20 protein-coding genes and 1 tRNA gene are annotated in these 21,828 nt (G+C 35.0%); 10 read left to right on the top strand and 11 right to left on the bottom strand.

The annotated features are described in order from the left end of the window. Window positions 1-9 precede the first annotated feature (9 nt). The 3 genes from SCA31_RS15135 to SCA31_RS15125 form a co-directional block, all read right to left on the bottom strand. Window positions 10-1,305, bottom strand: coding sequence for a hypothetical protein (locus SCA31_RS15135; protein ID WP_410697793.1), 1,296 nt, complete (start codon window positions 1,303-1,305; stop codon window positions 10-12). Between the two features lie 701 nt (window positions 1,306-2,006). Further along, window positions 2,007-2,768, bottom strand: a complete 762-nt coding sequence (locus SCA31_RS15130) for an alpha/beta hydrolase (RefSeq protein WP_410697792.1) — start codon at window positions 2,766-2,768, stop codon at window positions 2,007-2,009. Next, entirely contained in the window at window positions 2,765-2,968 is a 204-nt protein-coding gene (locus SCA31_RS15125; RefSeq protein ID WP_410697791.1) for an alpha/beta fold hydrolase, read from the bottom strand. The genes SCA31_RS15130 and SCA31_RS15125 overlap by 4 nt, the downstream gene beginning before the upstream one ends. Before the next feature lie 475 nt (window positions 2,969-3,443). Between SCA31_RS15125 and SCA31_RS15120 the strand changes: the two genes are divergently transcribed. Together SCA31_RS15120 and SCA31_RS15115 are read left to right on the top strand one after the other, a co-directional pair. Further along, complete coding sequence (locus SCA31_RS15120) at window positions 3,444-3,836, top strand: hypothetical protein (protein ID WP_410697790.1); 393 nt, start codon at window positions 3,444-3,446, stop codon at window positions 3,834-3,836. Beyond that, a complete protein-coding gene (locus tag SCA31_RS15115; RefSeq protein WP_410697789.1) occupies window positions 3,826-5,022 on the top strand; it encodes a DUF6575 domain-containing protein in 1,197 nt (398 codons plus the stop codon). The genes SCA31_RS15120 and SCA31_RS15115 overlap by 11 nt, the downstream gene beginning before the upstream one ends. 216 nt (window positions 5,023-5,238) lie before the next feature. On the opposite strand, the gene SCA31_RS15110 is transcribed toward SCA31_RS15115, so the two are convergent. Together SCA31_RS15110 and SCA31_RS15105 are read right to left on the bottom strand one after the other, a co-directional pair. Continuing rightward, entirely contained in the window at window positions 5,239-6,735 is a 1,497-nt protein-coding gene (locus SCA31_RS15110) for a DUF6119 family protein (RefSeq protein WP_410697788.1), read from the bottom strand. Window positions 6,736-6,911: 176 nt separating this feature from the next. Further along, window positions 6,912-7,160 (bottom strand): helix-turn-helix transcriptional regulator, encoded by a 249-nt coding sequence (locus tag SCA31_RS15105; protein ID WP_410697787.1) that lies wholly within the window; start codon window positions 7,158-7,160, stop codon window positions 6,912-6,914. 751 nt (window positions 7,161-7,911) lie between these two features. Between SCA31_RS15105 and SCA31_RS15100 the strand changes: the two genes are divergently transcribed. From SCA31_RS15100 to SCA31_RS15080, 5 genes are all read left to right on the top strand, one after another. Further along, window positions 7,912-8,460 (top strand): hypothetical protein, encoded by a 549-nt coding sequence (locus tag SCA31_RS15100; RefSeq protein ID WP_410697786.1) that lies wholly within the window; start codon window positions 7,912-7,914, stop codon window positions 8,458-8,460. Window positions 8,461-8,697: 237 nt separating this feature from the next. Beyond that, a complete protein-coding gene (locus tag SCA31_RS15095) occupies window positions 8,698-9,369 on the top strand; it encodes a hypothetical protein (RefSeq protein WP_410697785.1) in 672 nt (223 codons plus the stop codon). 348 nt (window positions 9,370-9,717) lie between these two features. Continuing rightward, on the top strand, window positions 9,718-12,225 hold the full coding sequence (locus SCA31_RS15090; RefSeq protein WP_410697784.1) for a PIG-L family deacetylase: 2,508 nt from the start codon (window positions 9,718-9,720) through the stop codon (window positions 12,223-12,225). Between the two features lie 97 nt (window positions 12,226-12,322). Continuing rightward, window positions 12,323-14,014 carry a sodium:solute symporter gene (locus tag SCA31_RS15085; protein WP_410697783.1) on the top strand — a complete coding sequence of 564 codons (1,692 nt, stop codon included), beginning with the start codon at window positions 12,323-12,325 and terminating at the stop codon, window positions 14,012-14,014. A 29-nt stretch (window positions 14,015-14,043) separates the two neighbouring features. Beyond that, window positions 14,044-14,562 (top strand): DUF2911 domain-containing protein, encoded by a 519-nt coding sequence (locus SCA31_RS15080; RefSeq protein WP_410697782.1) that lies wholly within the window; start codon window positions 14,044-14,046, stop codon window positions 14,560-14,562. A gap of 217 nt (window positions 14,563-14,779) precedes the next feature. Here the strand turns inward: SCA31_RS15080 and SCA31_RS15075 are convergent. Continuing rightward, window positions 14,780-14,853 (bottom strand) — tRNA-Arg (locus SCA31_RS15075). A gap of 60 nt (window positions 14,854-14,913) precedes the next feature. On the opposite strand from SCA31_RS15075, the gene SCA31_RS15070 reads away from it, so the two are divergent. The 3 genes from SCA31_RS15070 to SCA31_RS15060 are packed head-to-tail and all read left to right on the top strand — an operon-like array spanning window position 14,914 to window position 18,691. Next, complete coding sequence (locus SCA31_RS15070; RefSeq protein ID WP_410697781.1) at window positions 14,914-15,960, top strand: ABC transporter substrate-binding protein; 1,047 nt, start codon at window positions 14,914-14,916, stop codon at window positions 15,958-15,960. Window positions 15,961-16,002: 42 nt separating this feature from the next. Continuing rightward, window positions 16,003-16,647, top strand: coding sequence for a monofunctional biosynthetic peptidoglycan transglycosylase (gene mtgA, locus SCA31_RS15065; RefSeq protein WP_410697780.1), 645 nt, complete (start codon window positions 16,003-16,005; stop codon window positions 16,645-16,647). Between the two features lie 13 nt (window positions 16,648-16,660). Continuing rightward, window positions 16,661-18,691, top strand: coding sequence for a recombinase (locus SCA31_RS15060; RefSeq protein ID WP_410697779.1), 2,031 nt, complete (start codon window positions 16,661-16,663; stop codon window positions 18,689-18,691). Window positions 18,692-18,755: 64 nt separating this feature from the next. Here SCA31_RS15060 and SCA31_RS15055 read toward each other — a convergent pair whose 3' ends face one another. The 5 genes from SCA31_RS15055 to SCA31_RS15035 all read right to left on the bottom strand — a co-directional run bounded on the left by SCA31_RS15055 (window position 18,756) and on the right by SCA31_RS15035 (window position 21,827). Next, the gene (locus SCA31_RS15055) at window positions 18,756-18,920 is read right to left on the bottom strand and encodes a bacteriocin-like protein (RefSeq protein ID WP_410697778.1); all 165 of its coding nucleotides are present in this window, start codon (window positions 18,918-18,920) and stop codon (window positions 18,756-18,758) included. Between the two features lie 105 nt (window positions 18,921-19,025). Beyond that, on the bottom strand, window positions 19,026-19,319 hold the full coding sequence (locus SCA31_RS15050; protein WP_076351152.1) for a hypothetical protein: 294 nt from the start codon (window positions 19,317-19,319) through the stop codon (window positions 19,026-19,028). Between the two features lie 7 nt (window positions 19,320-19,326). Continuing rightward, window positions 19,327-19,992 (bottom strand): hypothetical protein, encoded by a 666-nt coding sequence (locus SCA31_RS15045; protein WP_410697777.1) that lies wholly within the window; start codon window positions 19,990-19,992, stop codon window positions 19,327-19,329. Next, window positions 19,989-21,068 carry a DNA replication/repair protein RecF gene (gene recF / locus SCA31_RS15040; protein WP_410697776.1) on the bottom strand — a complete coding sequence of 360 codons (1,080 nt, stop codon included), beginning with the start codon at window positions 21,066-21,068 and terminating at the stop codon, window positions 19,989-19,991. Before recF ends, SCA31_RS15045 begins: the two co-directional genes overlap by 4 nt. A gap of 3 nt (window positions 21,069-21,071) precedes the next feature. Continuing rightward, complete coding sequence (locus tag SCA31_RS15035) at window positions 21,072-21,827, bottom strand: hypothetical protein (RefSeq protein WP_410697775.1); 756 nt, start codon at window positions 21,825-21,827, stop codon at window positions 21,072-21,074. Window position 21,828 lies beyond the last annotated feature (1 nt).

The raw sequence follows: 21,828 nt of genomic DNA, 5'->3' as shown, positions 1-21,828 counted from the left end.
TATTTTTTATTATTGACAAGGTGTCTCAGACACATCAGTTTTTGTTGAATTTAGATTTTTTTTCACAGTTGTACCATCACTATTTATTTTTACAAGGGTTACACCCTTTACGTACATCATCTCTTCAATAAACTTTAAAAAATTCATTTCATCTGACCTATCTTTATTCACTTTAAAGTATTCTTTATACATATCATTGTACTCTGTTTTTGTATTCGCATATAAAGTTTTAATCTGATTGCTATTTCCTGTAAATCTAATCTGATAATTTCCTTTACCTGAAACCATAATAGCATAGATGTCATCTAAAGGCGTACCATTTTGCTGTGCTAGAGCTACCATCTGGTTAAAATATATAACATCTGCCGGAGAAAATATTTTAAACCCTTTTCGCATACCTCCATCGTCATCTAGAAAATCATTGACATGTGTATGCATATAACCTTTCATATCTTTTGTTGGGTCACCTAATGATAGAGAATTTGAGTCATTATTTGTAGATGCAGTGTCTTTATATTCAAAAGTTCCATCTTTTTTTTCAACCCAACCCGTTTCTTTTTTCTCATCTAGATTAGTTTCCAATACACCAACTTTAGATTGAAATTCAGGTGTATTTTGGCTTTTCATTTTTGCACATGGATCGGTTGGAGGATTCGTGTTAGGTGTGCCAGAACTTCCACTGCTTCCACTACCGTCTCCATAGTCACCATTTCCACCATCCATGTCATGACCACCATCACCACCCAAATCATCCCACGGATCAGGCTTTGTTAGTTCTGGTTTTTTTACAATAATAACAACTTCCCCTACATCAATAGTCCTACCCAGTGAAAGGGAATTATAATGTTCCTGAAAAGTCTGGATAAGATAATCACGATCAGGATGTCCATCCTTATAAACATCAAAGTAAAGAAAGTCTCTTTCTTCATTAATCACACCGCCTATTACGGCTGTTACTTTTCCATTTGTAAGCATGGGGAACATTAATAGCTTTCTGCCATTCTCCAAATCCATATCCTGTGAGGAAACCCTCAAATCAACTATTCCATACTTATTTTCCAGTTCGGTTTTCTTTTCCGGATAATTATTAAAGTAGGCTAACATGGAGTTTCCAAAGGGGAGTGCATAGTTATTGGATGCAGCATCTTTGGAAAGACTCTTTTCCTTTTCAAAGCGTTCAAAAAAGGCGATTTTTTCCTTTTGGGTTTGTTCTGTGGTTGTCAGCATCTCATCTGTCCTACAGGAATTGAGGGAAACAGTAAGCATGCCTAACAATAAAAGTCCGCAGACTAGATTTGTCTTCATAAGCATTTGTGTTTTTGTAAATATAATAATTAATTCTTTTTTGTGTGATTTCTATCACAGGATAAAAGTAAATCATTTATGGAGTCCTGCACTATGGAAACCCATAACTGCACATAATATGCAAATTGCACCCAATTGTGTACAATGTGTACATATTGTATCGGGTATGGATAAGGGGTGATACCCCTTGCAGAACGGCCTGAAGCCCGTTGGGTAAGTGTCTCTAGCCCGTTATACAAGTGGTTCTACCCCCTTAGGTAAGGGGGTAGAGGCCGTTCCTTAAGGGGGTATAGCCCCTTGGGAAGACCCTGGAGGGGGTTAGGGAAGTACCTAGAGGCTCTTTGGAACGGCCTACAGCTCTTGTAGTGAGGTTTTTAAGGAATTTTGTGGTTCTTGTGAGGAGATAAGAGCGAGTTTTAATTATTTGTTTGAAATAAAATTTCCTAAGCATTTCAATTTTGAGAGTAGAAATATTATAAGACCATTTTAAATAAGGTTACGGGAAACCATAATTTGTGTTTTGGAAATAAGTGTATATTTGTCCCAGCTGCGCAAAGTCTCCTGACTTTGAGCTATCCCACTAAAAATGTTTTGTAAAATATGCTCCAAAGTCAGGAGACTTCGGAGAGCGGGTCGGTGGTTTTTCCCAACCATTGTTCCAACCTGTTTGGCTTTGAGGACTATATGTTTCTACTTCCTTGTTAAGCATTCTGTTGTTCTAGCCACTTTAAAATTGATTGGGTAGTTTCTTCTGGCTTTTCTTGTTGAATCCAATGGCCACAATCCAGACTCACAATATCCAGATTAGGAACGATATTTTTTAGGTTTTCAGATTTGGGAATCGTGTCCTGTTCACCATATATCATAAGAGTTGTTTGATGAATGATTGGGAGTACGTCAGCCATTAAGTGCCAGTTTCTATCAAGGTTTCTGTACCAATTTATACTTCCTGTAAACCCTGATGATTCGAAAGCAGAAACAAATACAGATAGTTCGTTGTCTCCCATTAAGGGTTCCCCCAGTGGATTTTCTGCTCTTGCAAGATTCATCATTAGCATTCCGGGCTCTGGTGGTGCTGGAGGGACATTTTTGCGGAATATGTTATGGAGGAACTGAGAGGTGTTTTCATTCATTATAGCATCTGCTACTCCTGGCTGTCGATTGAAGTGAACAAAATAGAAGTCTCCTCCAAATATGGCTTCCATCAACTCAATCCATGGTTGTTCTCCGCGCTCTTGGTAAGGCAAAGCCAGATTTATTATTTTATTTACCCTCTCAGGATGCAATAGTGCCAGGTTCCAAACAACATTGGCTCCCCAATCGTGACCAATAAAAGTAGCATCTTCATATCCAAAGTAATCGAGTAGTGCGACCAGGTCACCTGTCAGGTGTACAATATCATATTCAGTGACTTCGATCGGGCGGGATGAGTTGCCATAACCTCTCTGATTGGGAATGATCACATGATCCCAGCTGCAACCAATGCCGGCACCTGATGACGCCAGGAAAAAGCATGTTCCGGAAAGCCGTGGCAGAGTACAATAGGTTTTCCAGCATTCTCTTTACCTGCTTCAAACACTTCCAGTTCTACACCATTGACTGAAATAAGAGTGGGGTTGGGAAAATGGGTTGACTTAAATACTGAGCTAATTTCGTTTGTCATTTTTTATTCTTTTAAAGATTAATTAATGATGCAAACTTACAGTAGCAACGTGACAGCAGTGTGTCAGTAGTTAAAAATAAATTAGATCTATTACCTTTTACTGTGGAAAGTCTCCCGACTTTGAGGTAGTAAGTAAGAGGATTATTTCCTTTAAGTTTGCTCCAAAGTCAGGAGACTTCGGAGAGCGGGGAGAATTATGAATACTTTGCATTCGATGGAACTGAAATAATTTACATTGACAATATTCCTTTAGTTGATGGCAGACATGTGCTAAAATTAGTGGAATTCGATTTGAATATGAAAAAGGTTTTAAACTTTAAACCCAAGAAAAAAGATAAAGAATCTTAATCTGAAAATTAACATTTTTGTGTATTACTTTTTTAGTTTTTAAATTTACATATCTTATATAGTGAATATTTTATATATTTAAAGCCTTGTAATTATTTGTATCCCAAATTATATATTAATAAGCACTATGTGGAAAGAACAACTTCCTGATAAATGTCCTACTGATAAAGCCGTTGATTTGGAATCCGAGGTATATAGAGTAACAAAATCTGATACTCCATGTGATGACGATTTTATAATATATGCAAAACTTTACCCTGAAAATGTAAGGTATCAAAAATTATGTAAGGCTTATGCAATATCTTTTTATAATACTTTGGAAAATGCAAAAGTTGCCATAAAAGCATCGATTAAAAGAGGAAATCAGATAGGAAATTATATTGCTAAATATAATTTAGTTAAAGAACATGGTAAGTCTGACTTGAATAAAAATGATGGGCATATAAGTACGTGGTTTTATGAAAATGCAAATTTTGAAAGTAACAATACACTAAACATTGTAGAATATAATGATAATTAATTCTAAATATAATATTCCTGAATTTCCACTTAAATTAAGTGTGGTAGAGGCTTTTGATTTTTCAGAAGAGCCTATATTATTACTTGAGCAAGATGAAATAGGGAATTTTTATTTAAGTTATTTGACATATTCTAATGGAGAAGCTGATGTTGAAACAAGGTCTTACCTTCAGATAAGTAAAGAAAAACTTCAGAATCTTTTTGAAAATAAGATATCAGTTTATCAAGCTTTTTCAAAACCAGAAAATGGTTCAGTATATGTTATAGATTATGATTTACATACAGGTGATACATTAAATGCTTTTCTTATCCCTGCAAATAATATTGCTGAATATGATTTAGTGCCTGATTGGTATAATTATAATTTTGACTATTCAATAAAAGAAGTTGAATTAAGTGATACGTATATCTTAAATTACTCAGAGAAAAAACAAAATTTAATATTTGATTTTTATTTGCAAAGTGAAAATTTAAAGTCATCTATAAAACCTTATGCTTTTTTTAAAGTATTTACACCTTTAGTTGATATAATTAAAAATTTAGTAGGTTTTGATAGCAGAAATGCTGATAAATATCTTGCTTTCTCAAACTTGAGACAAGCATCATTAGGTATTACTATTGAGATTAATTATTCTAATGATTTATTTTTAGAAAAAGAAGATATTGCAATTAATACAATGATAGATTTATTAAATGCTCAAAATCAAGAAGATTTTAAAAAAGTCATCAATTCTACTAAAGATACAAAATACATAAAGGAATATTCATTAATTATTAAAACAATAATAGATAACAAGGCTACTCTTAACACCGCCTATGCCAATCCTATTACGAAAGAAGTTAAGTATGCCATATTAGATGAAAATAAAGCTAAAATAGCTAAGGCTATTATTGATGAGTCATTTGATGTGATTGAAGATATCGAAATTATTGAAGGTATATTTAGAGAGATTGATATTGATTCAAAAGAACCTTCTTTTAAGATTTATGCTCCTAGTGAAGATATTTCAATAAGGGGGAAATTTGAAACATCAATACTCGAAAAGATAAAAAATGATTATGTAAATATTGGGAAAGAGAATTATAAATTTACTATAAAGACATTATACTATCCTGAAACAACTGTTAAATCAGAAGAAATAAAAAGATATATAACGGATTATGAATTAATCAATAAAGAGGACTAATTAATTTTAGCCCTCTTTTATTTTTAACAAGCTAGTGTAAACTAGCGTATAATTACCTTTATTATTTTCTGTTGTTCCTAATTTTGAGGCAATATTTTCTTTTAAGATTTTTAATACCTCTTTTTTACCATTTCGTTTTCCATTGAATAAAATTATAATATTAAATAATTTTATAACTTTTAATAATGAGTTGTATTACATTTGGAATCCTGTATGTTAAGCCCTATTATAATAATTAATATTGCATTCTAACAATAAACTGGAGTCTACAACTTCTTTATATAAATTATTTAGTTTCATTATAAAAATTAGTGAATTGAAATCTGCTAAAGTATTCACATTAGTAACTCTATCAATTAAAAACCATAAACATATTTTTTTTACGCCCATTTCTTCTCCATTTTCTTCAATTATAAATTCATTGTTTTTGAGAAGTTGTAATGTGTTCATAGCTTGGTCAATTACATAATTTAATGTCTTTGGAGTACCTTTTTTAACAAAGAACAAAGTATCATCTTTATATAGGTCCATTTTTTCAACTTTATATCTTCTCGCTAGCATAATGTTTTCAGTGTGAAGATTTTTGTATCCTTCTGCTTCTCTTTGGTTATTAAAAACATCTTCTTCAATATTTGCATTATAATTCATTGAAGGATCATAATTTAGTAAAATTTTTTTCACTTTATCATTCAGTAGATTAATATAAGATTGATTGAACTTATGCCATTTACCATCAATTAAAGTTTCCCGTTCGTCTGTGATATATTGTAAAATCGTTTTTACAGTCTTTGTAAAATTTCTACCTTCTTCTCTTAAAAACTTAACTTGAATATCATTTAAATTTTGATGCAAGTCAATATGATTGTTTAAAATAAATTCTTTAAGATTTTCAATAGATAAATCCAAGTATATTTCACTCTCAATATTTGTTCCTTTTAATTTAAATTGGAAAAGAGTATTATCAGTAAAAATAAAATCAATTCCTGATAAATCAAACTCTTCATTTCCAACATTTGGGTCATTACTAATAATTGCATTTGAAATCATTGCATCTAACCTTTCTATTTCAACATGATCTTTAATTGACTCAGCCTTTGGAAAGTTTGCTAAAACAGGTTCTTGTAACTTATTTTCTATTCGATTGATTAAGGATGGTAAGTCATTGATATTAATGTCTAAATTTAATTGGACAGAATGACCAAAGCTGGCAATATTTCCCCATTGCAATGAATCAATAGTTTTAGATTTCAAAAAGTGAAGAGATTCCCCACTATCATAATCTAATGCTGTATTATTTGAGAAAGACGTAATAGTTTTATTTTTTTTTGATTTATAAAATTTAGAATTTTTTAATCTAAGATTTTCTACGTCAATTATACGTTCTGCTAAATTAATTCCAAATTCTGAGTCACAGAAGTCTTTCAGATAAAAGTGAGTTTTACCTAAACTAATAGCATAACATATTTCATCTCTATATAATAATAGGCATGCATAATAAATCAAATTTTCAGGTCTAGGGTTATTTTGAATAAATCTACTGTAGAGATCAGTCCACCATATTTCTACTGAGTCGGGGTTTGTGGATAGATAAAAATCTAATTGATAACCGTTTATTTCAAGGTTGCCGGTTTGTTCCATATTAACTGAATGGAGCTTATTAATAAGTGCTTGTCTATTAGCAATATTAATTTTATAAATGTTAAATTTTGGCATTAGTTTTATATTAGTTTAGAAAATCCAAATATAGGAGCTTAACTGTTTCTTCTATTATGGCTTCCCGTAAATACCAAAAATAAAATCCTCCTTAAAATTTTCAATCAGTATTTTCACGGAATTGCTTAAAAATTTCGAAAATTTCAGCATAAAAAAATCCCAACTCTCGTCAGGATTTATTTGAATAATGGATCATTAAAAAAATCTTGTAATGTAATTTTTAAAAGTATACAGAATCTATTTATGGTGTAAATGGTAACACCTCGTTCACTTTCAAAACTTTCCCATCTGTTTACTTGTTGTCTGTCGATATCATGAAGTTTGGCGAAATCACTTTGATTCAATCCGGTAGACTTTCTCAGATTAATTAATCTTTGAGTTATCTTATTTCTAAGTTCAATATCGTCTTTGCTAAGGCTGCTCATTCAACAATTTTAGAATATTTGATAAAAACTTTTGTAATCCATTTGGTTTACAATGTGATTTTATATATATTTGGAAAAGATTACTTATTAAAGTAATTTTGCGATACTTCAAAGAAATATAGAAGCTATTGCTTAGAATCTCGCCCCAAAACTGGTAATTTTAGTACACGAGAGGATAAGTAAGTTGGCTCACGACCTAGGCGTGGGCTCTCTTATCTGTGTACACGGTATACCAGTACCTAGGGCGGATATTGTAGAGTCCCATGCCGTTTTTATTTCATGCTGTTCAGCTTTTCTACAATCATCTTTTCTAAGCCCGCTTTACCCCATCAAGTATCATGTATGTTACAATGGAGTGTACAACCCGTTGCGGCCTAAGGGCTTTCTGAAAAACACAAATTCTATCATAAGTTTTTATTTTTTTGTCTTGTAGGGCGGGAAGTCCGGCATTAGCAGGGCTTCCTCCCTTTTTACAACTAAGCTTGTTTAAAGCTTTTTATGTAAAACAAAAATCGAAGATTCAATGAAGTTAAAAGGCAGAAAAGTTTTTTAAACACTTTAGTTATTTTAAGTTTCCAGCTTTTGGGATATGAAGTACACCTAAGTTTTATGAAAATCTTTGATTTTCTTCTAAAGTCTACTTACTGATGCAGTAAGATAGTAACCTTTCTTAAGTGGGCTAAAGTGTTTTAAAATTATTCCTGCGGAATGACAAAGTATGAACAGAAACTTATCACAAAAATACAAACCCATGAAAAAGACCAGAACAGACTTTGAGTCGCCATGTTGGGCAGTGCCTAAGAAGCAATCAGGATTACAGCTTATGGAGATATTTTTTCAGTTCAATGAGCTGGATGTTTCCAAGGAAAGGCTCAGCAACATTATGAATTATGCGGTAAAGAGGAATAGTTGGATCCATGAAGATCCGGCAGTTATCTTTCAGTTTCACCAGTCGATGCGGTCGCTGATCCGGGCAGGATATCTCATTATGCTCAAGGAAAGAAAATGGATTATTGATACCAGACCGGAAAAGGTTTCCCCGTGGGTTCTTGGTTTGCTTTCGGAAAAGGAATACCGGAATCCTCTGCTGGTTTTCAAAACAGCATTCAGGGAATACACCCTCAAGGAATTTGATTATTTTATGTCCGGAATCGTCTATTTCTCAATGGGCATCTATGAAAACCTACCGGAAAGGAATATCGTTATGCCCTACATCCATACGGTTAAAATGCTGGATGCCGCACACCTTATTCTTCAAAGAAGGAGAGAAAAGAAGACGGCTGACACCCATTCAGAATAAGAAAGTTGAACATAAATAAAAGGGTGAGCTGGGAATACAGATATCCCCAAATTTTTGTTTTTATTGGTATAAGAAGTAGAATTAACATTTTTATAAAATAGATCCAGGTATATAATGCCATAATTTTTTCTATATTTAGAAGAAGTATATAGGCTTTACTAATGTTTAGAAAAAGGGCTTGTGTTTGTATTTTGCCCTCTAAAGCATGCCTGTAAATATGATATAAAAAAAAAGACAATGCCCATAAACCCAATACCTCCGGACGGAGGCATGTTATATAAAGAAACAAATATGGCTCAGCTTTTCCCTGAGCCATTCAATGCCATAACAGCTGTATTGTTTTTAGCCTTGGCCATTTTTTGGACCATTAAAATAAAGGGCAGTTTTAAAGAATATCCTTTTTTAACCTACTGTTTGGTTTTATTATACATTGGTGCCATAGGGGGAACTGTTTACCATTCATTCAGACAATGGCCGGTATTTATCATGATGGATTGGATGCCCATTATGTTGCTGTGTTTGTCTGCCGGATTTTATTTTTTAGCTCAGAGTATCAGATGGTACTATGCTGTTGTAATGGTTCTCGTCTATATAGTACTTATGTTTGCATTGAGAAATTGGATTTTGGTAGATAACACTTCTCTTTTTATCAACGTAAATTACGCAATCATGGCCTCATTTGTGCTTTTTTCGGTATTGAGTTATTTAATTTATACTCAATGGAAAGCAGGTAAATGGGTAGGCTTTGCTTTATTGTCATTTGCTCTTGCACTCACTTTCCGCATCGTTGATAAAGGGGAATGGTTGAGTTTCGGAACCCACTTTTTATGGCATACTTTTGGGGCGGTAGCCACATTTTGTATGTTTAATTATATCTATCTTACACGGAATACAATTAGAAAAACATAAGGAGTTTTTTGTTTTCCTTGCAAACTCTGATTCGTACATACAGTCTGTTTAAATGTAACCACAAAAGTCACAAAAGTTTTTATTTTTTTAACACTTTAGGACACTTAAGAAGGTTTAAAATAATACAGTATAAAAGTACATTGAAGAAAAAAATCAAAGATTTTTAAAACTTATGTGGACTTATTGTACGCCAGGATATCCTCTTAAGCTCACTTAAGTGTTTCAATCTTTTGTGTCTTTTGTGGTTTAATAAAAATTAAACAGTTTTTTTGTGAAATTCACAGTCTGATTCTTTTAAGGTTGAAAGAAAGATGATTTACTTATATTTGCCCTGCAAAGTAAAATTAAATGTTCAAAAAAGTAAGCACTGTATTTATCCTTGGATTTTGTACGGTTTTTTGTACGGCCCAACAGGTTCGGCCCTCCAAATCATCTGAAATTTATCGTGAACTCAAAACCCTTAAACAGCTGCCTAAAGTTTTATACCTTGCGGCTCATCCTGATGATGAAAATACAGGGTTACTCTCCTGGTTAATCAACGACCAAAATGTAGAAACGGGCTATTTGTCTTTAACGAGAGGGGATGGTGGTCAGAATTTATTAGGTACAGAGCAAGGAGCTGCGTTAGGTTTAATCAGAACACATGAGCTTTTAGAGGCAAGAAAGTTAGATGGGGCCCAACAGTTTTTCACCCGTGCAATCGACTTCGGGTTCTCTAAAAATACTACGGATACCTTTAAACAATGGAATGAAAATAGCATTATAGCGGATGTAGTTTGGGTCATCCGAAAATTCCGTCCGGATGTGATCATTTGTCGTTTTCCTCCTACTGCTGCGGCAGGACACGGACAACATGCCGCTTCGGCTGTGGTTGCGGAAAAAGCTTTTAAGCTGGCAGGAGACAAAACGGCTTTCCCAGATCAACTAAAATATGTGAATGCATGGCAGCCAAAACGCGTATTGTGGAATACTTTCCGCTTTGGCGGGGTCAATACGACCGCTGAAAATCAACTGAAGGTTACCGTTGGGCAATATGATGCGCAACTCGGAATGGGCTATGGCGAATTGGCAGGATTAAGCAGAAGTTTACATAAAAGTCAGGGGGCAGGAACACAGTCTGTAGCCGGCATCAGAACAGAATATTTTGCCCACGTTATTGGCGAACCTGCAAAAGCAACGCTTTTTGATGGAGTTGTTAAAACCTGGACTTCACAAGGAAACGCTGATATAGACCATTCGTTAGATGAAATTATTTCCGCTTTCAATTTCAATAATCCAGACCGCAGCTTGCCTGCTTTGCTTGCTTTGCGGAAAAAGGTTGCTGCTCTTAAAGATGCAGATCTGAAAAACGATAAAATTAAATCTCTTGACCATATCATTTTAAGTTGTGCAGGCTTCATGGGCGAGGTGGTTACCAATCAGGCTGAGGCTGTTGCCGGAGATCATTACAATTTCAGGTTGAATTTGATTTCAAGAGCTGCCAATCCTGTCGTTTTAGAAGATGTACAATGGGTAACTCAGTCAGAGAATTTCAACAGAAAACTATCAAAAGATTCTTTAATTACCATTCAGCACGACATTCAGATTCCTGCAGATGCAGTACTCACAGAACCGTACTGGCTGGCAAAATCTCCTACGAACGCGGGAACTTTCTCTGTTCCAAACGATACTTTAATCGGTTTGCCAGAGGCAGAATCACCACTGAATGTTTTGCTTGGTTTAAAAATAGGTTCGGAAAAGTTTCAGGTTAAACTCCCTTTATCTTTCAAAAAATTAGATCCGGTGCGGGGTGATGTGGTCGAAGCCTTGCGTATTGTTCCTGCATTGGAACTGAAATTTACACAACCGCTTTATGTGGTTAAAGAAAATGAAGATTTACATTTGAGTTTAAATGTTAAGGTTAATGCTAACAGACAGTACAATAAAGGCATTCTAAACCTGATGTATAACGGTGAACAATTAGGTGGTACTGATGTAAGTTTGCTCAATGGAAAAGATACCACCATCGATTACGTTATTCCAAAAGCTAAGCTTACCGCAATACATTCATCTCGCTTGCAATTGGATGCCAATTTTGTAGCAGATGGAGTCACTTATAACAAAAAACAAGTATTAATTCAGTACCCGCATTTACCCTCCTTACAATATTTTGCACCTGCATCTGTACCCGTAATGAAAGGTGATATTCAGGCGAAGATTAAAAAAGTGGGTTACATAGAAGGAGCAGGCGATTTCATTCCTGAGTTCCTACGCATTGCAGGTATTCAGGTAGATGTCTTGAAAGACGAAGATTTTTATGGCACCATAGATGAATCCGGCGGAAACGGCAGTCAAAACAAGCTATCGCAATATGATGCCGTCGTATTGGGGGTTCGGGCCAATAACACAGAGAAAAAGCTGGGCCGCTGGATGCCTTTTTTATGGTCTTATGCAAAAGCCGGAGGTAATTTGGTGATGCAGTATAACACCAACCAGGATACAACCGTTAACCAATTGGGAATGTACAATTTCAGTATTGCCAATAAGCGGGTTACTGAAGAAAATGCTGCGGTTACGTTTTTAAATCCAAATCATAAATTACTGAACTTTCCGAACAAAATTACTGCGGATGATTTTAAAGGCTGGGTACAGGAGCGTGGTGCCTATTTCCCTGCTCAATGGGATGCAGCGTATGAACCGCTTTTTGAAATGCGCGATGCAGATGAAGAGCCTCTGCAGGGATCAACTTTATATGCCAGATACGGAAAGGGTAATTTTATTTATACGCCGTTGGCATTTTTCAGACAGCTGCCTGCGGGAAATGTGGGGGCGGCACGTTTATTTTTAAACTTTTTATCTGCACAGAAAAACGAATGAAAAAGCCACTTAAAAATTGGAATACCTGGTACCTATTATTAGCAGCTGCATTAGTATTGCAGATTGCATTTTATTATTTATTTACTAAATTTTGGGCATGAGTAATATAGATTGGACAGTTCTCATTGTTACACTTGTTGCAGTGGTGGTTTACGGCGTATTCATCGGTCGTGGCCAAAAAAGCAACGAATCCTACCTGAAGGCAGATAATAAAATGCCTTGGTACATTGTGCTGATAGGGATTATGGCCACGCAGGCAAGTGCCATTACATTTCTTTCAGCACCGGGTCAGGCGTATACAGACGGCATGCGTTTCGTTCAGTATTACTTTGGTTTGCCTTTGGCAATGATTGTGATCTGCATCACTTTCATCCCGATTTTTCAGCGTTTAAATGTTTATACTGCCTATGAATATTTAGAAAACCGTTTTGATAAGAAAACAAGGGTGCTTACTTCAATGCTTTTTCTTTTTTCCAGAGGCTTATCAACAGGAATCAGCATTTATGCTCCCAGTATTATCTTGTCAAGCGTTTTAAACTGGAATATTTATTTAACCAATGTCTTAACAGGGGGGATTCTGTTGATTTATACCTATGTTGGCGGGGCAAAGGCAATTGCTCACACTCAAAAATTACAGTTTCTCATTATCCTGGGAACAATGGCTTTTGCAGGGTATTTGCTTATTGAAAATATGCCGAATGGAATTGGTTTTAACGATGCGTTGTATCTGGCTGGGAAATCCGGAAAGCTCAATGTAATCACCACAGAATTCGACTGGAAAGATAAATACAATATTTGGAGCGGGCTCATTGGTGGTTTTTTTCTGGCGCTTTCTTACTTCGGGACGGATCAGAGTCAGGTGGGGAGGTATATTACTGCGAAGGATAATACCAATGCAAAAATGGGTTTGCTGTTGAACGGATTGGTTAAGATTCCGATGCAGTTTGCTATTCTCCTGATTGGTGCTTTACTTTTCGCTTTCTTTTCTCTAAAACCGGCTCCGATTTATTTTAACGAACGGTCTTATCAATATTTAAAGGAAACAAAACCTGAACAGGCTGCGGTTTTTGAAAAAGAACATCAGAATCTGCAAATAAAATTTAATGCAGAATCGAAAGAAATTCTAAAGTTGAAAGAAACTCATTCTCCCCAACTTAACAAAACAATTCAGGATTTTAAAAATACACAAACCCAGGTAAAAGAACTTCACGGCAGGGTAGAGGAAGCGATCAATAGTTCAAACTATAATGCAGAGAAGACGGATACCAATTATATCTTCCTGTATTTTGTGAAAAATACCTTGCCTGTAGGGATGATCGGTTTACTGTTTGCCGTCATTTTTCTGGCCAGCTGGGGTTCCATTTCTGCAGCACTGAATTCCCTTGCCGCCTGCTCATTAAAAGATGTTCATTTGATATTTAAAAAAGAAATTCCTGATGATGCCACCGAATTGAAGTACAGTCGCCTGCATACTTTAGCGTGGGGTATTTTCTCCATTGGCGTCGCCATGTTTGCCACTCAAATGGGTTCCCTTATTGAAGCGGTTAATGTATTGGGTTCTCTTTTCTATGGCCCGATATTGGGGATTTTTCTGGTCGCATTTTACTATAAAAAAATCACAGGCTCAAATGTATTTATTGCTGCAATTTTATCAGAAATTGCGGTTATTGCCGTTTATAAGTTTGATGTCGTTTCTTTCCTTTGGCTTAATGTAATCGGGGCTGCGGCGGTCATTATATTTTCGGCAATCGGATTACTGTTTTATAAGCAGAAAGCAGTAAATTCGTAAACGAACAACAATAAACAAATAAAAATATTATGAAAACCATCATTAAATCTGCTGCCGTCCTTGTGGCGACAATGACAATCTCCTTGAATGCCTTTGCACAGGACACTAAAAAACCTGCCAGCCCTCCAGCTACTGCTACGGGAAAAATTAAAGATGCAACCATTACGATAGCCTATAGCAGTCCTTCTGTTAAAGGGCGTACAATCTGGGGTGGTTTGGAAGCTTATGATAAAGTTTGGCGTGCGGGTGCCAATGAAGCAACTACTTTCGAAACGGATAAAGACATTACTGTTCAGGGTAAATCACTGCCAGCAGGTAAATACAGCTTTTTCTTAATCCCTAAACAAAGTGGAACCTGGACTGTGATTTTTAACAAGGAGCCAAAACAATGGGGCGCTTATAAATACGAACAAGCTAAAGATGCTTTACGTGTTGATGTTAAAACAAAAGCTTTACCAGCAACACAGGAAGCTTTAGTGTATAAAATAAACAATAATGGATTCACAATGGATTGGGATAAAATCTCAGTTCCTGTAGAGATCAAATAAATTTGAATATCAGAAAATCAAAATCCCGGTTAATTCGGGATTTTTTTTGTTTAAAATTTAATATTGTATAAGATTATTGTTGACGCAATTTCAAATTATATGTTTAAAACAGATCAAGCATTTTACGCTTAAAACATCGATAGATTTTAAGATATTGATAAAGAAGTGTTTATGGGTATAAAAAGAGAGACAACTATTAAATAGTTGTCTCCTAAAGTGACCTCGACAGGATTCAAACCTGTAACCTTCTGAGCCGTAATCAGATGCGCTATTCAGTTGCGCCACGAGGCCTTGTGTTGCCTTGTTGTTTAAGGGTTTGCAAATATAGCACTTTTTTCTTTTCTTTGAAAGATGAAACAGAAAATTTTACTTTTATTTACGGTATTTTCGCTAATTGCCTGTAAAAGAGAAACAAAAATTTCGTCCTCAGATTGGACAAATATCTCGAGTCGTACCCAATTTAAAGATCAGGACGGTGTCTTGGAGTTAAAATCGGGAAATTTCACCTATAATTTTAATAAAAATCAAACTCCTTTCAAGAAGATTATCCTACTGAATGCAAGTATGGCAGGGTATATTTCAGAACTGGGAGCAGAAAATCTGATTATAGGAGTTTCAAGTCCGGAATATATTTATTCAGAGAAGATTCAGAACCTGCTTAAAGAAGGGAAAATTCAAAATGTAGGAAGCGAGCAGAAATATGACGTGGAAAAAATTATTTCCATGAAGCCGGATGCTATTTTTACCAATTATATTGCAAGTTTTGACAATACCTATCAATTACTGAAGAACAATGGAATTCAGGTTGTGTTTTTGGATGAGTATATGGAGCAGCAGCCACTACAAAAAACAGCCTACATAAAGCTCTTTGGAGAATTTTTAGGAAAGGAGAAAGAAGCGGAAACCAAATATCAGGAGGTAGAGAAAAACTATAATGACCTGAAGCAAATGGCATTGAAAGCAAAAGAAAAGCCTGTAGTATTAGCCAATGAAATGTACGGTGATGTATGGTACCTTCCGGGTGGAAATACTTCTGTGGCTCATTATATTGCTGACGCCAACGCGAATTATATTATGAAAGATAATAAAGAGGAAAAAGCCCTTACCATGAGTTTTGAAGAGGTATATGCCAAGGCAGGAGGTGTTCAGTACTGGGTAAATGCCGGAAGCCATACTTCAAAAAAGGAAATGCTGGGAATGAATCCTTTCTACGGAAAGCTGGATGTATTCAATAAAGGTAAAATCTATACCATTGCAGGAAAGGAAAAACAAAAAGCGAATGACTTCTTTGAAAGTGGAGTGGTAAGAGCTGATTTGATCCTGAAAGACTATATCAAAATCTTTCATCCTGAACTTTTGCAGGATTATCAACTTACCTATATGAAAGAGTTGCAGTAAATCGGAGTATTTGCTTATTTTTGCCTTTCCTTTTTAAAAGTTATGTGGAAAAAAATTAAACAGCTTATTTTCATCGTTCTTGTTCTGAACGTGGTTTTTATCATCTGGGGCAGATTTTTTAATCCGCCTATAACCCTTACCCAGATAGGAGGGCTTTTTGAATACGGAAAACTACACAGAGATTATATTTCCTATGATGAAATGGGAAATAATGTAAAGAAAGCAGTAATTGCTTCAGAGGACCAAAAATTCTTTGATCATGATGGATTTGATTATACAGCCATTGAAAAAGCGATGAAGTATAATGAAAAAGGAAAAAAAATAAGAGGGGGAAGTACCATTTCTCAGCAGACGGCAAAGAATGTTTTCCTTTGGCAGGGCAGAAGCTGGGTAAGAAAAGGATTAGAAGCCGTTTATACTTTTATTATTGAAAAAGTATGGAGTAAGGATATCATCCTTGAAAGATACCTGAATTCCATTGAAATGGGACAGGGAGTATTTGGTGTAGAGGCGGCAGCACAATATTATTTTGGAAAATCATCCAAAGATCTAAGTGCTTCAGATGCAGCATGGATTGCCGCTGTACTGCCCAATCCAAAGAAGTATGATCCAAAGAATCCATCCCCATATCTAAGAAAGAAACATAATTGGATCATGAGACAGATGAGGAATGTGAGTTTGAAATAGTATCTTTGTACTAATGAAATTCTTTAATTCCAGCACAAATTTTGAGTCAGTTCTTAAAAAATATTTTTCTTTTAAGAACGAAACCCTTTCTTTAGAACCTTTTGCAGAGTTTTTAGAGAGCGTAAAAAGGGCAGACTTTACAGATGTGATCAATTTCCTGAGAAGCAATCCGAACTTTGCAGAAAACTTTAAACATTACATTCATAATATTTTTAAAGGAAGACCATTCAACCTGTCATTGACAGAAGCGAATATTCTTTCAGAAAATGCCTTTTTCCCGGAACTTAAAAAAAGGATCCTGAACAAGGTTTTACCACCCGTTGAAAATGAAAAAACGGTGTGGTATATGATTGATAATATAAGTCTTAGACCGAAAAAAGATCTTGAATATCTTCATAATCTTCCTGAAAATGAAATTAATGAATTTTTGAATCTTTTAGGCGCTGCAGATTTTATTACCAAACCCAATGTAAAAAAGGAACTTATCTTCTCTATGAATATCCTTTCCTGGAGGGTAACAGGAATGGCCATGGAAGTGGATGTCGTAAGAATGGCGCCACAGTACAGAAATCTGGATAACCCGTTTTTAGCTCTTCAAAACGAGCTGGAAACATTGGCAGAAGACTTGGTAAAAGATCCTGAATTACAACTGCATTCCAAGGACAGCAGATATAAGCAGATTAAGATCTATTCAGAGCAATGCATTGAATTTGTTAATATCGCTTTTAAAAATTCTGCGAAGTATGGTATTTCAGGAAAGATTAACCAATCCTTGCTGAAGATCAAACAACAGACCGATAGAATCTATGAGATCGTACAGCTGTTGGTTATTGATAATGAAGAAGATGTTCTTATTAGATCCAAGCAATTGGTTTTTAATATCCTGAATTATAAATCTCATAAAAATAATATTGCAGATCTTATCAACGATAGTACAAGGTTGATTTCTCACCTTATTACCAATCATACTGCAGAAACAGGAACCCATTATATTACTTCTACCAGAAAGGAGTATATGACCATGTTTTATAAGGCCAGTGGAGGAGGTATCATTGTGGGTGCACTCTGTGTATTGAAAATGCTGTACGGGTATATTCCGGGAAGTGATTTCTCACACGCATTCCTTTATTCAATGAACTATGCCATGGGATTTGTCATGATCTATTTGATGGGTTTTACACTGGCAACAAAACAGCCGGCTATGACTGCTGCTACGATGACCAAGGTATTGTCTGAAGAAGGAAATAACAAAAGAAATAACACCGAATTTGCACACCTTGTGTCAAAGCTTTTCAGAAGTCAGTTTATCGCCTTTGTTGGGAACGTATTGCTTGCCTTTCCGGTGGCTTTGGCCATTATTTATGGACTGGATGTATTCTTCTCCCAAAATCTGGCTGTCGAAAGATCAGATAAATTATTAAAGGATCTTGATCCTTTTAAATCCAAGGCCATTCTGCATGCCAGTATTGCGGGTTTTTACCTTTTTATTTCAGGGATTATTTCAGGGAATATAGGAAACAACTCCGTATTTTATCAGATTCCGGAGAGAATAGCGAAAAACCTTTCTATCAGAAGCTTCTTCGGAAAAAAATTTGCTAAAGGCCTGTCTAAGTATTATGCCAAGAACTGGCCGGGAATTGTTTCCAACTTTTGGTTTGGAGTTTTCCTTGGTGCTACAGCGCCTGTAGGAATGTTCTTTGGGCTTGATCTTGATATCAGACACATTACCTTTGCAGCCGGAAACTTTGCACTGGGATTGTACGGAAAAGATTTCTCTGTAGATTCCTATACATTCTGGATGTCTTTTGTAACGGTTTTCTTAATCGGATTTTTCAACTTCCTGGTAAGTTTCAGTTTATCTATGTTCCTTGCTTTTAGATCAAGAAAGATGAATTTCGGACAGGTGAGTGAAATCTACAAAGAAATTTTCAGATATTTTACAAAGCATCCATTGAAATTTTTCTTGCCACTAAGCTCAGGACTCGATAAAAAAGCGGATGACCTGATGAGCAGTACGATTTCTAATAAATCAGAAGAACATTAATAAAAATAAAACGAGACGATCTTATTAAGGTCGTCTCGTTTTATTTTAGTCTATGGTATAGCTTTTAAAGACAGTAAGGAAACTCTGGACATTCTGCGGGTAATTGTTCCCAAAAAATACATTGACTGGTATCTCCACAGCTTACAAGACAACATACCATTTGCCCTGCACCTTGAATAGCCTTTAAATTGTTTCTGGATAATTTCTTCGATGTAAGTATTTTTTTCATGATAAAATAATTTTTTATGAACTTTAAATATATCAAATTATTTCTAAGTATAGTGATATAATTTTAAACAATACTTACTTACAATATAGATACACAGGAAAAATTCTAGAATATCTGAAGATCATGAAATTGCTCTGTCCCAAATTTATCCTGAAACTTCTTCAGATAGAATGTCTTACGCATTTTGAAGTCATTTTTAAGTAATGGAGAATCAATTTTAATAATAATGCATTTATTTTCAATATTCACACTTTTAATCTCACGGAAAAGGCTTTCATCAAGATAGTCCTCAAGGAAGTCTTTAATGTCAAAAGCTATCAGCTTATCTTCAAAACCATAGATTCTTGCAAAAGATTTTACAAGTTCAGAGGATTGATATTCGCGCTTTTTCTTCTTCATATTACTTTTACGGTACGTATTCGGTTGTTAAACCTTTATTTTTAAAAAACTTCTCAAGATCAGGATAAAGAAATTCACAGGCCTCGAAAGAATCCATCATATCCTTTGGAAAAGATTCTATTCCCGAGCATTCAAAACAAATTTCAAAATAAGCAAAAACCCTATCACTTTCATCATAAAACAAGATCGCATTTCTTGGAAAAAAACATCCGCTTTGAGAAGTATAGGAAACATAATATTTGTGGCAGGTATTATACAAAACATCACTGAGTTCTGAAATTTCAGTTAAGTTTAGTGTTTTTGACTCCTGTATACCTTTGGGGTTGATATCCTTAATAAGGTCTTTTATCTCAACAGATTTATATTTTTTAAGGTTCTCATAATAAGTCTTTAAGTTAATGGAATCCTGCTTGGTTACCGGAGGAGGCGGCGGTGTATAACCTTTTGCTCCTTTATAGTTTAGATTGTAGAAAATAATTTTAACCTTGGTCGTTTTATCAAACGGAAATCTGGATACCCTTTTCTGTAAAGGAATAGGTTTATAGCTTGTATTAATTTCACCATGCTGGTATCTGTGGATCTCAGCAAGTAAATTTTTCGCTTTCTTCTTTTTTTGGCTGAATGAAAACGTAAATAACAGTGAAAATACGATAATAAAAATCCTAGAGATCATACCTCAAATATAATACTTTCCTCATTAATTTTTTTTACCACACTTTCGGTTCGCTCTCTGTGAGTATCCGTAATGAATATCTGTCCAAAACTTTCCCTGTTTACCAATTCAATTAATTGAGAAACTCTTGTATCATCAAGTTTATCAAAAATATCATCCAGTAGAAGAATAGGAGTTTTCTTGGTAAGTTCTTTAACAAGGCTCATTTGAGCAAGTTTAAGTGAAATAAGGAATGACTTCTGCTGTCCCTGAGAACCAATTTTCTTGATGAGAACATGATCCATCTCAAAAAGAAGATCGTCCTTGTGAATTCCCCTGGAAGTGTAGGTAAGCATACGGTCTTTTTCAAGGCTTTCCTTTAAAAGCTCTGCAAAAGTATTTTCCAGTAAATGAGATTCATAGATCACTGAAACAGTCTCTTTTCCTCCGGAAATAATTTGATAAAAATTCTGTACAATAGGATTTAAGCGCTCTACAAATACTTTTCTCTTATTAAAAATCTTGGTTCCAAATCGAGCGATCGGTTCATCATAAATTTCCAGAGAATCCTTGTCCCAGACTCTATTTTTGGCAAAATATTTCAGTAAGGCATTTCTCTGCTGAATGGTTTTTTGGTATTGGATCAGGTCAAAAAGATATTCTGAATCAGTTTGAGAAATCATGGAATCCAGAAACTTTCTTCTGCTTTCTCCGGAATCTGAAATAAGGTTGGAATCATAAGGAGAAATCATCACACTAGGTAAATAACCGATATGATCTGCAAGTCTGTCATAGCTTTTATCATTTTTTTTGATGACTTTTTTGGCCTCCTTAGGCTGGGTAATTCTAATGATATCTTCACTATCTTCGTTCTGAATTTCAGCATCAAGCGTAAAAAAATCTTCTCCTCTTTTGATGTTATTGAGGTCTGTATTCCCCAAAAAGCTTTTACCTACGGATAAATAATGAAGGGCGTCCAGAATATTGGTCTTTCCCGCTCCGTTATTGCCCACAAAACAGTTGATCTGCGGGGAAAATTCAAACTTTTTCTCAGAGTGGTTCTTGAAATTGTAAAGGGAAAGCTTCTTGATAATCATTCGTCAAAAATACTCCATTATTAGTAAAAATAAAAAAGGAAGTGCTGAACAAGTTTCCACACCGAATGAAAAATATGAGTCATCTCTTTTATTTTCAGAGAAATAAATAAGAATGCAGGTGATAATAGTGGCTAAAAAAAATGAAGCGGCATACAGTGGTTTAAGGTAAAAAACACCTATAAGGCTGCTTATGAAAACAAGACCATAGGCAATGTACTTTGTGTTTTGAATGCCTATTAACATGGGAAAAGTCTTTACGGTATCACTATTCATATCCCGAATGTCAAAGGGAAGTACCAAAGCTGTGATGTAGAAGAAACTGATCAAAAAAATAGGCAGACTGAATTCCGGAAGGGTAAGCCAGCAATTAACCAATGCCCAGACTAGCCCCACATAGAATACTTTAAGCAACGGAATTTTTCGGATATAAACATCAAGAAAAAAACTGTTGTATAACAATCCAAGAACTACAATGACAAACCATTTCAATAGTCTTATTTCATTGTGATTGTGAATGATGAGAAAGGCACAGACAACTCCTGCAACTGCATTTAAAACCAGTATTTTGAAAAAATGCCTTGTGTATTGATACTTAGTATAAAGATAACCACTGAAATAGGTGATGAAAATTAGAAGAATAGTGGGCAAACGGAATGTGTTTTGCTCTTTCATGAAAAATACTGCAAAAAGGGTTCCCATTAAGGATACGTAAACTTGACTGTCTATAACGGATTTTTTCAGTATTTTTAAAATGTTCATT

Origin of the sequence: Chryseobacterium sp. SIMBA_028, assembly GCF_046535285.1 — a bacterium.
In the GTDB taxonomy this organism is placed as follows: Bacteria; Bacteroidota; Bacteroidia; order Flavobacteriales; family Weeksellaceae; genus Chryseobacterium.
The sequence above is the reverse complement of the archived record's forward strand: the minus strand, read 5'-3'. Positions and strand labels throughout refer to the sequence as shown.